The 13,372-nt window shown below is 69.7% G+C and carries 13 protein-coding genes; 9 read left to right on the forward strand and 4 right to left on the reverse strand.

The genetic code is table 11. The features are described 5' to 3' along the window. The 3 genes from ACM14_RS29120 to ACM14_RS29130 all read left to right on the forward strand — a co-directional run. The coding region (locus ACM14_RS29120) for an adenylate/guanylate cyclase domain-containing protein (RefSeq protein WP_139093521.1) at positions 1–956 on the forward strand (956 nt) is incomplete at its 5' end. Positions 957–1,080: 124 nt separating this feature from the next. After that, entirely contained in the window at positions 1,081–1,452 is a 372-nt protein-coding gene (locus ACM14_RS29125; RefSeq protein ID WP_043825608.1) for a DUF4148 domain-containing protein, read from the forward strand. Then, the gene (locus ACM14_RS29130) at positions 1,439–1,882 is read left to right on the forward strand and encodes a DoxX family protein (protein ID WP_227468487.1); all 444 of its coding nucleotides are present in this window, start codon (positions 1,439–1,441) and stop codon (positions 1,880–1,882) included. The genes ACM14_RS29125 and ACM14_RS29130 overlap by 14 nt, the downstream gene beginning before the upstream one ends. 160 nt (positions 1,883–2,042) lie before the next feature. Here ACM14_RS29130 and ACM14_RS29135 read toward each other — a convergent pair whose 3' ends face one another. From ACM14_RS29135 to ACM14_RS29150, 4 genes are all read right to left on the reverse strand, one after another. Beyond that, positions 2,043–2,717 (reverse strand): GntR family transcriptional regulator, encoded by a 675-nt coding sequence (locus tag ACM14_RS29135; RefSeq protein WP_012207532.1) that lies wholly within the window; start codon positions 2,715–2,717, stop codon positions 2,043–2,045. A gap of 71 nt (positions 2,718–2,788) precedes the next feature. Continuing rightward, complete coding sequence (locus ACM14_RS29140; RefSeq protein ID WP_065348084.1) at positions 2,789–3,844, reverse strand: low specificity L-threonine aldolase; 1,056 nt, start codon at positions 3,842–3,844, stop codon at positions 2,789–2,791. Next, positions 3,845–4,870: a tripartite tricarboxylate transporter substrate binding protein gene (locus tag ACM14_RS29145; protein ID WP_065348085.1), complete on the reverse strand. Its 1,026-nt coding sequence runs from the start codon at positions 4,868–4,870 to the stop codon at positions 3,845–3,847. It lies immediately after the preceding gene. An 82-nt stretch (positions 4,871–4,952) separates the two neighbouring features. Next, the gene (locus ACM14_RS29150) at positions 4,953–6,119 is read right to left on the reverse strand and encodes an ABC transporter substrate-binding protein (protein WP_043825611.1); all 1,167 of its coding nucleotides are present in this window, start codon (positions 6,117–6,119) and stop codon (positions 4,953–4,955) included. A gap of 403 nt (positions 6,120–6,522) precedes the next feature. On the opposite strand from ACM14_RS29150, the gene ACM14_RS29155 reads away from it, so the two are divergent. The 6 genes from ACM14_RS29155 to ACM14_RS29180 are packed head-to-tail and all read left to right on the forward strand — an operon-like array spanning position 6,523 to position 13,087. After that, positions 6,523–7,272: a DUF969 domain-containing protein gene (locus tag ACM14_RS29155; protein ID WP_012207528.1), complete on the forward strand. Its 750-nt coding sequence runs from the start codon at positions 6,523–6,525 to the stop codon at positions 7,270–7,272. Between the two features lies 1 nt (position 7,273). After that, a complete protein-coding gene (locus ACM14_RS29160) occupies positions 7,274–8,227 on the forward strand; it encodes a DUF979 domain-containing protein (RefSeq protein ID WP_043825613.1) in 954 nt (317 codons plus the stop codon). A 16-nt stretch (positions 8,228–8,243) separates the two neighbouring features. After that, a complete protein-coding gene (gene pcp, locus ACM14_RS29165; protein WP_013800620.1) occupies positions 8,244–8,912 on the forward strand; it encodes a pyroglutamyl-peptidase I in 669 nt (222 codons plus the stop codon). Positions 8,913–8,946: 34 nt separating this feature from the next. Beyond that, entirely contained in the window at positions 8,947–9,705 is a 759-nt protein-coding gene (pxpA, locus tag ACM14_RS29170) for a LamB/YcsF family protein (RefSeq protein ID WP_012207525.1), read from the forward strand. Between the two features lie 9 nt (positions 9,706–9,714). Next, positions 9,715–11,310: an urea amidolyase family protein gene (locus ACM14_RS29175; RefSeq protein ID WP_043825616.1), complete on the forward strand. Its 1,596-nt coding sequence runs from the start codon at positions 9,715–9,717 to the stop codon at positions 11,308–11,310. Between the two features lie 49 nt (positions 11,311–11,359). After that, on the forward strand, positions 11,360–13,087 hold the full coding sequence (locus ACM14_RS29180; protein WP_017405382.1) for a biotin carboxylase N-terminal domain-containing protein: 1,728 nt from the start codon (positions 11,360–11,362) through the stop codon (positions 13,085–13,087). Positions 13,088–13,372: the final 285 nt, after the last annotated feature.

Genomic DNA, 13,372 nt, shown 5'->3' on the forward strand with positions numbered 1-13,372 from the left:
TGGCCGGCCCCTGGCTGTGGCGGCGCATGCGCCTGCGCGGCGCCCGCCAGGTGCTGCTGCACTATCCGGGCCGCACCGTGCAGGTGGCCCAGGGCATGAGCGTGCTCGAAGCCAGCCGCGAGCATGGCATTGCCCATTTGTCGCTGTGCGGCGGCAGGGCGCGTTGCTCCACCTGCCGGGTGCGCGTGTCCGGCCCGGCGGCCCACCTGCCTGCGCCGGGGCGGGACGAGCGCCTCACGCTGGAGCGCGTGGGCGCGCCGCAGGAGGTGCGGCTGGCCTGCCAGTTGCGGCCCACGGGCGATGTGCAGGTGGCGCCGCTGTTCCGCTCGCCGGCAGCCGCCCAGGCCGGGCGGGGTGACGAGCAGCGCGAAGTCCGCGAAGTGCGCGCGGTGGCCATCCTGTTCGTGGACCTGCGCCGCTGGTCGGGCCTGGCCGAGCGGCAATGGCCCGTGGACCTGTCCTGGGTGCTGGACCAGTATTTCGAGCGCGTGGGCCAGGCAGTGCACGACAGCGGCGGCATGGCCAACCAGTTCATCGGCGACAGCGTGATGGCCATCTTCGGCCTGGATACCGACCTGGACACGGCCTGCCGCCAGGCCGTGCAGGCCAGCGCCCTCATCGACCGGCGCATGCAGGAATGGAGCCACACCTTCGAGGCGCAGTTCGGCCAGCCGGTGGATTTCGGCATGGGCCTGCATGCGGGGCGCGCCGCCGTGGGGCGCGTGGGCTTCGAGCACACCACCACCTTCACGGCCGTGGGCGAGGTGGTCAACACGGCCAGCCGCCTGCAGGAATACACCAAGAGCGCCCAGGCGCGGCTGGTGCTGTCGCTGGAGGTGGCGCGCCGCGCGGGCGTGGCCGATGGCCTGGGAGAAGTCCGGCAGGTGCAGGTGCGCGGGCGCTCCGAGCCCTTGCAGGCCCTGCATGTGGCGCGGCCCGGCCTGCAGTGGCCGTGAGCCTGGGAGCCGGAGAGTTTGCGCAAAGCTGTGCGTTTAGGCACTGACGCGCAGGCGGGCGAAGACGAGACTGCAGCCATGCAGAACGCAATCACGCGCTGCAGGATTTGACAAAGGATTCGCCATGAAGCACGCAAAGACCCTCTTCGCCATCGTTTCCCTTTCCGCCGCCCTTTCCTCCGCCTTGTGGTCGGGCATGGCCTCGGCCGCACCGGCCGCCACGGTATCTGCAGAAACCTGGTTCGGCGCCGAGCCCGTCGCCTCCGGCCCCGCGCTGTCGCGCGCCGAAGTGCAGGCCGACCTGGCACTGTGGAACCGCGCCGGCCTCAACGTCTACCGCGAGTCCGACGTGAACCACTGGGATGCCGACTACCAGCAGCGCCTGGCCCAGTACCAGCGCATGCGCAGCGGCCCCGAGTACCTGGCCGAAGTGCAGCGCCTGGGCGGCTCGGTGAAGGCGGCCGAAGGCCAGGGTTCCGGCCGTGTCCCGGGCTGATGCGATGACGCGCGCCGCCACGCATCGCGCTGCCCACGCCGCAGCATCGCCCTGGGCCGACTTCGCACCGCTGCTGGCCCGGGTGCTGCTGAGCCTGCTGTTCATCTACAGCGGCATCGGCAAGCTGATGGGGCCGGAGGGCACCATGGCCTATATCGCCAAGGCGGGCCTGCCGCTGCCCATGCTGTCGTATGCCATGGCGCTGGTGGTGGAGCTGGGCGTGGCCACGGCCCTGCTGCTGGGCTGGCGCACCCGCGAGGCCGCGGCCGTGATGGCCGTGTTCAGCGTCATGTCGGCGCTGATGTTCCACAACCAGTTCGGCGACAAGGGCCAGCTGGTGCAGTTCCTGAAGAACCTGGCGATCGCCGGGGGATTCGTGCAACTGATGCTGGCGCCCGTGGCGCGCTGGAGCCTGGACGCGCGGCGTTGAATGCGAGCCAGTGTTGTGCGCTGAACACCGCCAATGAAACCGGCGCTGCCCAAAGCCGGGGACACCGAGGAAGGGCAGCCCCGCACCGAGGGTGTCGTCCCCCTCCCGCGTAGCGAGAGAGGGGGAAGGCGCGAAGCGCCTCAGGGGGTGTCTATTGTTTTCACACCTTGATGCCCTTCTCAGCCAGGCGGCGGGCGTAGGCGGCCAGGATCAGCCGCTCCGAATGCACCAGGTAGTCATTGAGCGCGGCAGCGGCCTCGGCCGGCTTGCCGTCCTCGAACTGCTGCAGGATGCGCGCATTCATGTCCACATAGGGGGCATGCAGGAAGTGCGGGTCGCGCAGCAGGCCGAAGGCCAGCCGCAGCTCGGCCAGCAGGTGCTCGAACATGGTGTCCAGGCGCTCGCTGTCGGCCAGCTGCACCACGGCCTTGTGGAAACTCATGTTGGCCGTGCCCACGCCCGACCAGTCCTGGGCCTCGCGGTGGCGCTGCGCTGCCTCCACGGCTTCGCGCATCAGGCTGCGAGCCGGGTGCATGGGATAGGCCTGGGCCAGCGCCTGGCACTCCACCATGCGGCGCACGCGGTAGATGTCGATGATGGAGGCGATGCTGGGCGCCGCCACCGATACGCCCTTGTTGGGCTCGTGCACCAGCAGCCCCTCCTTGGTCAGCAGCCGGAAGGCCTCGCGCAGCGTGTTGCGCGAGATCTGCAGGCTTTCGCTGAGTGAGGCCTCCGACAGCTTTTGCCCGGGCTCCCAGGCACCATCGATGAGCTTGCTGCGCAGCTGCTCGGTCACGCGGTCGGTCAGGTTGAGGATATCGGTGCTGCGGGTCATGGTGATGGGGGATGCAAGGGTCGATGGGCAGTGTAGCCAGGGCCGGCACTCCTGCCGGCCTCGCGCGGTGCTCAGTTGTCGTGGTGCAGCCGGGTGAAGGCCTGCAGGGTGCTGTCCACGGCCTTGTCGTCAATGTGGCGGTGCGTGACCAGGCGCAGCAGGCCTGCGCTGCCCGTGCGCACCAGCACGCCGGCTTCGGCAAGGCGTGCCTCCCAAAGGCGCGCATCGGCCGCGCTGGTGCCCACGCGCACCTGCACGATGTTGGTCTGCGGCAGTTCGGCCGCGCACCATGCGGGGTGGATGGCGCGCAGGCCCTGGTGCAGGCGGCGGGCACGTGCGTGGTCCTCGGCCAGGCGATCGACCATGTGCTCCAGCGCCACCAGGCCCGCCGCCGCGATCACGCCGGCCTGGCGCATGGTGCCGCCCAGCATGCGCCGTATGCCGCGCGCCCGCGCGATGAAGTCGGCCGGGCCCATGAGCACCGAGCCCACCGGGGCCGACAGGCCCTTGGACAGGCAGACGGTGACCGAATCCGTGTGCGCGGCGATCTCGCGGCAGGACAGGCCCAGTGCCACGGCGGCATTGAACAGGCGCGCGCCATCGGTGTGCACGGGCACGCCATGGCGGGCGGCCAGGGCATGCAGGGCCGCCAGCGACTCGGGCGCCGCCACGCTGCCGCCCCGTGCGTTGTGGGTGTTCTCCACGGCCACGAGGGCGCTGGGGCAGCGCGCGGATGCCGAGGTGTCCAGCGCCGCTTCCAGCGCGGGCAGGGCGATCAGGCCGCCGTCGCCGGGCAGGCTGCGGTAGTGCATGCCGGTCAGGCCTGCGGCTGCGCGCTCGGCGTTCAGCAGATGGCTGCCGGCCTCGGCCAGCACCTCGCCGGGCATGCGGCCATGGGCGAACACGGCCACGAGGTTGCCCATGGTGCCGCTGGCCACGAACAGGCCTGCGGCCTTGCCAAAGCGCTGTGCCGCCGTCTCTTCCAGCGCACGCACCGTCGGGTCGCCGTCCAGGCCGTCGTCGCCCAGCGGGGCGCAGGCCATGGCTTCGAGCATCTGCGGCGTGGGGCGTGTGACGGTGTCGCTGCGCAGGTCAACGGCGTCGTGGTGATGGTGCAGGGAGGGCATTCAGTCCGCCTTGATGTTGCGTTCCTTGATGACGCGGGCCCAGCGTGCGGCGTCGGTCTCCATCTGGGCGCCGAACTCCGCTGGAGTGCGGGGCGTCAGTTCCAGCCCCAGGGACTGCAGCTTGGCCTGGAGCGCGGGCGTGGCCATGGCGCGGGCCACGGCATCGTGCAGCGCGGTCTGTATGCCGGGGGGCAACCGGGCAGGCGCCAGCAGGCCGAACCAGTGCAGCACGGTGAGGCCGCGCACGCCGCTTTCGGCCATCGTGGGCACCTGGGGCAGGGCCGGCGAGCGCTGGGCACCCGTGGTGGCCAGGGCGCGCAGCGCGCCGCTTTTGATATGGGGGATCACGGTGGGGGCCGAGGAGAACATGCTCTCGGTATGGCCGGCCACCACGTCGGCGACGGCCTGGCCCGAGCCCTTGTAGGGAATGTGGGTGATGAAGGTGTCCGTCTGTTGCTTGAACAGCTCGCCTGCCAGATGCGTGGCCGTACCCGTGCCGCCCGAGGCGAAGTTGATCTGGCCGGGCCGTGCCTTGGCCATCGCGATGTATTCCTTCACGCTCTGCGCCTTGAGCTTGGGGTTGACAGCCAGCACCAGCGGCGAGGAGCCGATCAGGGCCACGGGCGTGAAGTCCTTGAGCGCGTCGTACGGTGTCTTGTAGAGACTGGGCGTGATGGTGTGCGGCATGTCAGCCAGGAGCAGCGTGTAGCCGTCGGGCGCGGCGCGTGCCACCAGCTCGGCGCCCAGCATGGCCGAGGCGCCGGGCTTGTTGTCCACGACCACGGGCTGGCCCAGTTCGCGCGACAGCTCCGTGCCCAGCGCGCGGGCGATGTTGTCCGAGCCGCCTCCGGCCGTGTAGGGCACGACGATGCGCACGGGCTGCGCAGGCCATTTCTGCGCCAGGGCAAGGCCGGGCAGGGCAGCCGCTGCCAGGATGAGCAGGCGGCGCTGCAGGCCCCGGTGCGAAGCGGGATGAAAAGAGGGGTGCAAGGCAGGGCGCGGAAGTGGGTGACGTTCGGCAGGCATGGCGAAGGCTCCTTGGTGCAGCGACAGGAAGAAACGATGGGCCGATCCGCCAGCGGCCTGGCCCGCAAGCCACCCGCCTTCATCAACCGATGAAGCGCCCCGCATTGCCCAGCACGCCCAGGTCGATGAAGCTGGAGCCGACATGGGGCGTCTGGCCGCTGTAGTCGATGACGAAGCCGCCCATGTCCCAGTTGCGGATGCCGGCCAGCGCCGAGCGCAGCTTGGCCTGGCTGGGGTCGCGGCCTGCGCGTTCCAGGCCCTCGGCCAGCACGCGTGTGTTCACATAGGCTTCCAGCGTGCCCAGCGAGAACTCCTGCTGCCCGTGGGCGCGCATGGCGGCCTGGTAGTCGCGCACCACCTGCAGCTTGGCCTGGTGCGGCGCGGGAACGACCATGGTCAGGGCAATGCCCCGGGCGTCCTCGCCCAGCGGCTTGAGGCTGTCGTTGGGCAGGGTCACGCTCAGGCCGGTGAGCAGCACGCCGGGCGCGCTCTTGCGCAGGCCGCGCACCAGATCGACCGACACCGTGCCAGCCGTGGCCAGCAGCACGGCCGAGGGGTGGGCCGCGTCCACTTTGTTCAACACATCGGCCAGATTCTTGCCATCGGTGGCGATGGCCGCCTGCACGGCGGGGGCCATCTTCTCGGCCTCCAGGGCGCGCGTGGCGTCCTCCAGCATTTCGCGGCCGTAGGCGTTGTCCAGGTAGACGATGCCAATGCCCTTGAGCCCCATGCCCGCAAGGCGCTGGACCAGGCGGCGGACCTCGGTGGTGTAGCTGGCGCGCACATGGAAGACGTTGCGCGATCCCTTGCGCAGCGACGAGGCGCCCGTGAACGGCGCCACATAGGGAACGCCGGCTTCCTCGATCAGCGGGATGACGGCGGCGTTGTTGGGCGTGCCCACGCAGGACAGCAGGGCAAAGGCCGTGCCCTTGGAGAGCATCTGCCGCACGTTGTCGGCCGAGCGCTGGGGCACGTAGCCGTCGTCAACCATCTGCAGCTGCAGCGTGCGGCCCTGGATGCCGCCACGTGCGTTGATCTGCGCCATGGCCGCTTCCGTGCCCAGCTTGATGTCGGAGCCGAACCCGGCCAGCGGGCCGCTCATGGCGGCCGAGCAGCCGATGGTGATGGTCTTGGCGGACAGGCCTGCCTCATCGGCGAAGGCATTGCGCACGAAGGCCGGCGCCAGCGCGGGAACCGCTGCGATGGCTGCAGCACGGGGAAGCAGGGAAACAAGTTGACGGCGTTGCATGGATTCAGAGCTCGGACAAAAGGGATGGGAGCAGGAAGGTGCCATTCACGCCGACTGCCACGCGTGCGCCGCAGGCCGGGAGGGCGGCCCATTGTAGGAGGCGGCCTCGTCACAGGCGATACCGGGGCAGGGGCATTGTTGTGTTCATGCCTTCTATGGATGTTCAATATCCGATAGTTTTTGGCATTTGGAAACCCCGTGCGTGCTCAATCCTTGGGCAACGATATGCGGGTTTGTACTATCAGCATGCGCTGATTGTCTTATTCACAATTCGTTTCTGTAAGACAAATTCTTTGTTTTGTTGAACAAAACCAGGTTGGCAGCGCACTCCACGCCACCGGGTTGGGCCTGCGGGGTGGCTTGACGGCCGCACCGCACCGCGGGGTGTGAAGGGGGAATCAACATGCTGACTGACGTCAATCTCTGGCCGCTTATCGGAGTGGCCATCATCGTTGCGGGCTTCGTGCTGCGCTTCAATCCCATGCTGGTCGTGATCGTCACGGCCATCGGCACGGCACTGGCGGCGGGCTTCCCCGTCGACAAGGTGCTGGCCACCATTGGCACGGGCTTCATCAAGACGCGCAACCTGCCGCTGATCATCCTGCTGCCGCTGGCCGTGATCGGCCTGCTGGAGCGCCATGGCCTGCGCCAGCACGCGCAGAACTGGATCAGCTCCATCAAGTCGGCCACCGCAGGCCGTCTGCTCATCGTCTACCTGGCCGCACGCCAGCTGACGGCCGCCGTGGGCCTGACCAGCCTGGGCGGGCATCCGCAGATGGTGCGCCCGCTGCTGGCGCCCATGGCCGAAGGTGCGACCCAGTCGCGCTTCGGCATCCTGCCCGCCAAGGTGCGCGACAAGCTGCGCGCCTACTCGGCCGCCACGGACAACGTGGGCCTGTTCTTCGGCGAGGACATCTTCGTGGCCTTCGGCGCCATCGTGCTGATGACCACCTTCCTGAAGGAAGCCGGCATCGAGGTCGAGCCCATCCACGTCGCGCTGTGGGGCATTCCCACGGCCATCTGCGCCTTCGTGATCCATGCCTGGCGCCTGCGCCGCCTGGACCGCATGCTGGAGCGCGAACTGGCCCAGTACAAGGCCGGTGTCGAAGCCGACGCAGCCAACGCCAACGCCACCCAAGCCAAGGGAGCCTGAAATGACGCTGACCATCCAACACCTGTACTACCTGGTCGGCTTCGTCCTGGCCGTCACGGCCGTGATGACGCTGCGCGATGCCAGCAACCCCAAGCGCTGGTCCAGCGGCCTGTTCTGGGCGCTGTATGCAGCCGTCTTCCTGGTGGGCAATGAACTGCCGCCCGTGGTCGTGGGCGTGATCGCCGTGGCCATGGCCCTGATCGCCGGCTTCGGCGGCGTGGGCAGCGGCCGCCATGCGCCGCGCAGCGATGCCGAGTACCTGGCCAGCGCCAAGCGCCTGGGCAACAAGCTGTTCGCACCGGCCCTGGCGATTCCGCTGATCACCATGGTGGGCACGCTCAGCGCCTCGCACCTGGTCTTCGGCGGCACGCCCCTGCTGGACCCCAAGGCCACCACGCTGGTGAGCCTGGGCGTGGGCTGCGTGCTGGCGCTGGGCCTGGCCTGCTGGCTGACCCGCGAGACGCCGGCCCAGGGCATGCGCGAATCGCGCCGCCTGACCGATGCGCTGGGCTGGGCTCTGGTCCTGCCCCAGATGCTGGGCATGCTGGGCCTGGTGTTCTCGGACGCCGGCGTGGGCAAGGCCGTGGCCTATGTGACCACCACCTATATCAACATGGACATCCGCTTCGTGGCCGTGGCCGTCTACGTGCTGGGCATGGCGCTGTTCACCGTGGTCATGGGCAATGGCTTCGCGGCCTTCCCGGTGATGACGGGCGGCGTGGGCGTGCCCATCCTGGTCGGCGTCTACCATGGCGACCCGGCCGTGATGGCGGCCATCGGCATGCTCTCGGGCTACTGCGGCACCCTGCTGACGCCCATGGCGGCCAACTTCAACCTGGTGCCCGCCGCGCTGCTGGAGATCGACAAGAATGCCGTGATCCGAGCCCAGGTGCCCACGGCCCTGGCCCTGCTGACCGCCAATGTCTTCCTGCTGTACTTCCTGATGTTCCGTTAAAGGACGGACTGTTGCCATGACCGATTCCACTTCCCCGCGCATCCTGGTGACCGGCTTCGAGCCGTTCGAGCAGGACCCTGTCAATCCCTCGTGGGAAGTGGCGCGTGCCCTGCATGGCGAGACCGTGGCCGGCGCCACCGTCCACGGCCTGCAGCTGCGCTGCGTGTTCGGCGAGTCGCTGCGCCAGCTGCAGGAGGCACTGGCACAACTGCAGCCGGTGCTGGTCATCAGCCTGGGCCTGGCCGGCGGCCGCAGCGAGTTCACGCCCGAGCGCGTGGCCATCAATATCGACGACGCCCGCATTCCAGACCATGCGGCGCGCCAGCCCGTGGACCAGGTGGTGATCCCGGGCGCGCCCGCCGCGTACTTTTCCACGCTGCCCATCAAGGCCGTGGTGCACAACCTGCGCGCGCGCGGCATTCCGTCTTCCGTGTCCAACACGGCGGGCACCTTTGTCTGCAACCACGTGTTTTTCGCGCTCATGCACTGGCTGGCCCAGGGCAAGGCGGCGCCGGGCGCGCGTGGCGGCTTCATCCACGTGCCGGCCCTGCCCGAGCAGGCAGCGCGCAAGCCGGGCATGCCCAGCATGTGCCTGGCCGACCAGGTGGCTGCCGTGCGCGAGACCATTCGCACGGCCCTGACCGTGACCCAGGATCTGAAGGAAAACGCCGGCCAGCTGCACTGAGAGCCTGTGCACCGAGTCCGGCGAGGAGAGAACGATGAAAATTGACCTGAACAGTGATCTTGGCGAGAGCCTGGGCGGATGGCGCATGGGCGACGACGCCGCCATGCTCGACATCGTCAGCAGCGCCAACGTGGCCTGCGGATTCCATGCCGGCGACCCGGCAGGCATCCTGGAGACGCTTAAGGCCGCCCGCGAGCGCGGCGCCATGGTGGGCGCCCATGTGTCCTATCCCGACCTCGTCGGCTTCGGCCGGCGCAACATGGATGTGGCCAGCGCCGACCTGGTGGCCGGCGTCATCTACCAGATCGGTGCGCTGCAGGGCCTGGCCCGCGTGGCCGGCACCGAGGTGCGCTACGTCAAGCCGCACGGCGCGCTATACAACACCATCGCCCACGACAGGCGCCAGGCCACCGACGTGATCACGGCCATGCGCGCCATCGACCCCAGCCTGGTGCTGGTGGCGCTGGCCGGCTCGCCCCTGATCGACTGGGCGCGCGATGCGGGCCTGACCGTGGTGGCCGAGGCCTTTGCCGACCGCGGCTACACGCCCGAGGGCACCCTGGTCTCGCGCCGCGATCCGGGCGCCGTGCTGCACGATGTGGACCAGATCGCCGCGCGCATGCTGTCCCTGGTGCGCGACGGCGTGGTCGAGGCCGTCGATGGCAGCCTGGTGCGCATTGCCGCCGACTCCATCTGCGTGCACGGCGACAGCCCCGGTGCCGTGGCCATTGCACGCCACCTGCGCGAACGTTTCGAGCAGGAGGGCGTGCGCATTTCCTCCTTCGTGGGCTGAGGGCACACCATGCGTTTTCTACCCGTCAACCGGCAGGCCCTGATGGTGGAGCTGGCCGATCTCGATGAAACCCTGGCCCTGCTGGGCTCGCTGCAGCGCGAGCCCATCGATGGCGTGCAGGAGCTGGTGCCGGCCGCGCGCACCGTGCTCGTGCAGTTCGCTCCCGCCAGGCTGGGCGTGGCCGAGCTGGTGCGCCGCATTGCCGCGCGCGACCTGGGCCAGCGGGCCGAGCGCAGCAATGTGCTGGTCGAGATTCCCGTGCACTACGACGGCGAGGACCTGGCCGATGTGGCGCAGCTGCTGGGCATCACGCCCGAGGAAGTCGTGCGCCGCCACACGGGCAGCGAGTACGCCGTGGCCTTCACGGGCTTCGCGCCCGGCTTTGCCTACCTCAGCGGGGGCGATCCGATCTTCAACGTGCCGCGCCGCACCACGCCGCGCACGCGCGTGCCGGCCGGCTCGGTGGCGCTGGGCGGCACGTTCAGCGCCGTCTATCCCCAGGCCAGCCCGGGCGGCTGGCAACTGATAGGCCGCACCTCGGCCCGCATGTGGGACCTGGCGCGCGAGCTGCCTGCGCTGCTGCAGCCCGGCTACCGCGTGCGCTTTGTCGATGCGGCCGGCATGGCCCAGGTGGATGAGGCGCCCGCGCCCGCCGTGGCGCAGGCCGCGCCGCATGAAGGCAACGCGCTGCGCGTGAAGGCGACGGGCCTCATGACGCTGTTCCAGGACCGGGGCCGCCTGGGCCAGGCCGGGCAGGGCGTCTCGGCCTCGGGCGCCATGGACCAGGCAGCCTTCAAGGCCGCCAACCGCCTGGTCGGCAATGCCAGCGACCTGGCCGTGCTGGAGACCGTGGGCGGTGGCCTGTCGCTGCAAAGCCAGGGCGAGACCGTGGTCGCCATCACGGGCGCCGATGCGCCCCTGACCGTGACCACGGGGTCCGGCCAGCGCTGGAGCGTGCCGCGCTACCAGGCCGTGGCCCTGGCCGATGGTGACCAGTTGACCGTGGGCCAGCCCGTGGCCGGCGCGCGCTGCTATGTGGCCGTGCGCGGCGGCTTTGCCGTCACGCCCGTGCTGGGCAGCGCCTGCACCGACACCCTGGCGAATGTCGGCCCTGCCGCCCTGGCCGTGGGCCAGGTCCTGCCCGTTCGGCCTGCGGACCGCAAGGCCGTGGCCGCCCCCGAGCTGCCGCCCGAATCCCTGCCCACCACCGGGCAGGACGTGGTGCTGGACGTGGAGCTGGGCCCGCGCACCGACTGGTTCACGCCCGAGGCCGTGGCCCTGCTGGCCGCGCAGCGCTGGCAGGTCACGCCGCAGTCCAACCGCGTGGGCCTGCGCGTGGCGGGCGAGCAGCCCCTGGCGCGCGCCGTGGCCGGCGAGCTGCCCAGCGAAGGCACGCCGCTGGGCGCCATCCAGGTGCCCCCCAGCGGCCAGCCCGTGCTGTTCCTGGCCGACCATCCGCTGACGGGCGGCTACCCCGTCATCGGCTGCGTGGCGCCGCACCACCTCGATCTGGCCGGCCAGATTCCCGTGGGCGCCTGGATCCGCTTCAACCCCATCCGCGCCTTCGAGGAATACACCCCCGGCGCGCAAGGCTCCAAGAACTGAACGCGGGGGGCGCCCGGTGGCGCCTGCCCGCAACTGAAAGAAGCTGATCATGAAAAAAGTCCTGATTGCCAACCGTGGCGAGATCGCCGTCCGCATCGCCCGCGCCTGCGCCGACTACGGCGTGAAATCCGTGGCCGTCTACGCCGATGCCGACATCGACGCCCTGCACGTGCGCATGGCCGACGAGGCCTATGGCCTGGACGGCGAGCGCCCGGCCGACACCTACCTGAACATCGCCAAGCTCATCGCCATCGCGCACAAGAGCGGCGCCGACGCCGTGCACCCCGGCTACGGCTTCCTGTCCGAAAGCGAAGCCTTTGCGCGCGCCGTGCTGGATGCGGGCCTGCGCTGGATCGGCCCCACGCCCGAGACCATCGCCAAGCTGGGCGACAAGGTCGAGGCGCGCAAGATCGCCCTGCAGGTCGGCGCTCCCCTGGTGGCCGGCACGCCCGACCCCGTCAAGGATGCCGGCGAAGTGCTGGCCTTTGCCCAGCAGCACGGCCTGCCCATCATCATCAAGGCCGCCTTCGGCGGCGGCGGGCGCGGCATGAAGATCGCGTGGCGCATGGACGAGGTGGAGGAGCTCTTTCACTCGGCCGTGCGCGAGGCCGTCACCGCCTTCGGCCGCGGCGAATGCTTTGTCGAGCAATTCCTGGACCGCCCCCGCCATATCGAGGCCCAGGTGCTGGCCGACACCCACGGCAACGTGGTCGTGCTGGGCACGCGCGACTGCTCGCTGCAGCGGCGCAACCAGAAGCTGGTGGAAGAGGCCCCGGCGCCCTTCCTCAGCGACGAGCAGCGCGCCCGCATCCACAGCTCCGCACGCGATATCTGCGCGGCGGCCGGCTACGTCAGCGCGGGCACGGTGGAATTCCTCCTGAGCCAGAGCGGCGCCATCTCCTTCCTCGAAGTCAACACGCGCCTGCAGGTCGAGCACCCCGTGACCGAGCAGACCACGGGCGTGGACCTGGTGATCGAGCAGCTGCGCGTGGCCGACGGCCTGCCCCTGTCCATCACCGAAACCCCGGCGCCGCTGGGCCACTCCATCGAATTTCGCATCAACGCCGAAGACGTGGGCCGCGGCTTCCTGCCCACGCCCGGCCCCGTGGTGCGGTTCGACCCACCCTCGGGCCCCGGCGTGCGCCTGGACACGGGCGTGCAGACCGGCTCGGTCGTGCCCGGCAGCTTCGACTCGCTGATGGCCAAGCTCATCGTCAGCGGCGCCACGCGCGAACAGGCCCTGGCGCGTGCTCGCCGCGCGCTGGCCGAGTTCCGCATCGAAGGCCTGTCCTCCGTCCTGCCCTTCCACCGCGCCGTCATCGGCCATGCCGACTTCGTGGGCAACGACGGCTTCAAGGTCCACACGCGCTGGATCGAATCGGACTTCGCCGAACCCCTGGCCGCCGCCGTGCGTGCCGAGCCGCTGCCCGACGCCAGCCTGGTGCGCTGCGCGGTCGAGATCGACGGGCGCCGGGTGTCGCTGGGCCTGCCTGCGGTGCTGCTGCAGGGGCTGGCATCGGCTGGCGGCGGTGTGGCTGCCGCGCCCGCTGCCGAATCTGCCGTGGACCCCGCTGCCGTCACCTCACCCATTGCAGGCAATCTGCATGCGTGGAAGGTGGCCGATGGCGACACCGTTCAGGAGGGCGATGTGATTGCCGTCATGGAGGCCATGAAGATGGAGATGCAGGTGACTGCGCATCGCAGTGGGGTGGTGGCTTTGGTGGCTGAGGCGGGGAAGGCGCAGGTGTTGGGGGCTGTGATTGCTCGGATTGGCTGATTTCTGGTTGACCTGTTTTTGATTCTGTTGTGCCTTTTGCGGCAGAGGCCGGGTCTCGCCCCGGCAGGCGACCCACTTTCTTATCGCGCGATAAGAAAGTGGGCAAAGAAGCGCGCCCCGCACTGCCCACGACCCTTCGCTTCGCTGCGGGCGACCTGCGTTGGGCGGGATGCGGGGTGTGCCGCAGAACTCGCTTTGCGCTTCGCGCGCCGCTCAAACAACTGCGGCAAGTCAGATGACGAAGCAAGCCTGTCCTTCGGCAGGCTTGCCACCCCGCATCCCGCC

This window comes from Delftia sp. JD2, assembly GCF_001682645.1.
GTDB lineage: Bacteria > Pseudomonadota > Gammaproteobacteria > Burkholderiales > Burkholderiaceae_C > Comamonas > Comamonas acidovorans.

Excerpts from the sequence above, each read along its gene's own strand:
- ACM14_RS29125 (WP_043825608.1), top strand. The coding sequence starts at position 1,081 with ATGAAGCACGCAAAGACCCTCTTCGCCATCGTTTCCCTTTCCGCCGCC.
- ACM14_RS29135 (WP_012207532.1), bottom strand. The coding sequence starts at position 2,717 with ATGACCCGCAGCACCGATATCCTCAACCTGACCGACCGCGTGACCGAG.
- ACM14_RS29140 (WP_065348084.1), bottom strand. The coding sequence starts at position 3,844 with ATGCCCTCCCTGCACCATCACCACGACGCCGTTGACCTGCGCAGCGAC.
- ACM14_RS29145 (WP_065348085.1), bottom strand. The coding sequence starts at position 4,870 with ATGCCTGCCGAACGTCACCCACTTCCGCGCCCTGCCTTGCACCCCTCT.
- ACM14_RS29150 (WP_043825611.1), bottom strand. The coding sequence starts at position 6,119 with ATGCAACGCCGTCAACTTGTTTCCCTGCTTCCCCGTGCTGCAGCCATC.
- ACM14_RS29155 (WP_012207528.1), top strand. The coding sequence starts at position 6,523 with ATGCTGACTGACGTCAATCTCTGGCCGCTTATCGGAGTGGCCATCATC.
- ACM14_RS29160 (WP_043825613.1), top strand. The coding sequence starts at position 7,274 with ATGACGCTGACCATCCAACACCTGTACTACCTGGTCGGCTTCGTCCTG.
- pcp (WP_013800620.1), top strand. The coding sequence starts at position 8,244 with ATGACCGATTCCACTTCCCCGCGCATCCTGGTGACCGGCTTCGAGCCG.
- pxpA (WP_012207525.1), top strand. The coding sequence starts at position 8,947 with ATGAAAATTGACCTGAACAGTGATCTTGGCGAGAGCCTGGGCGGATGG.
- ACM14_RS29175 (WP_043825616.1), top strand. The coding sequence starts at position 9,715 with ATGCGTTTTCTACCCGTCAACCGGCAGGCCCTGATGGTGGAGCTGGCC.
- ACM14_RS29180 (WP_017405382.1), top strand. The coding sequence starts at position 11,360 with ATGAAAAAAGTCCTGATTGCCAACCGTGGCGAGATCGCCGTCCGCATC.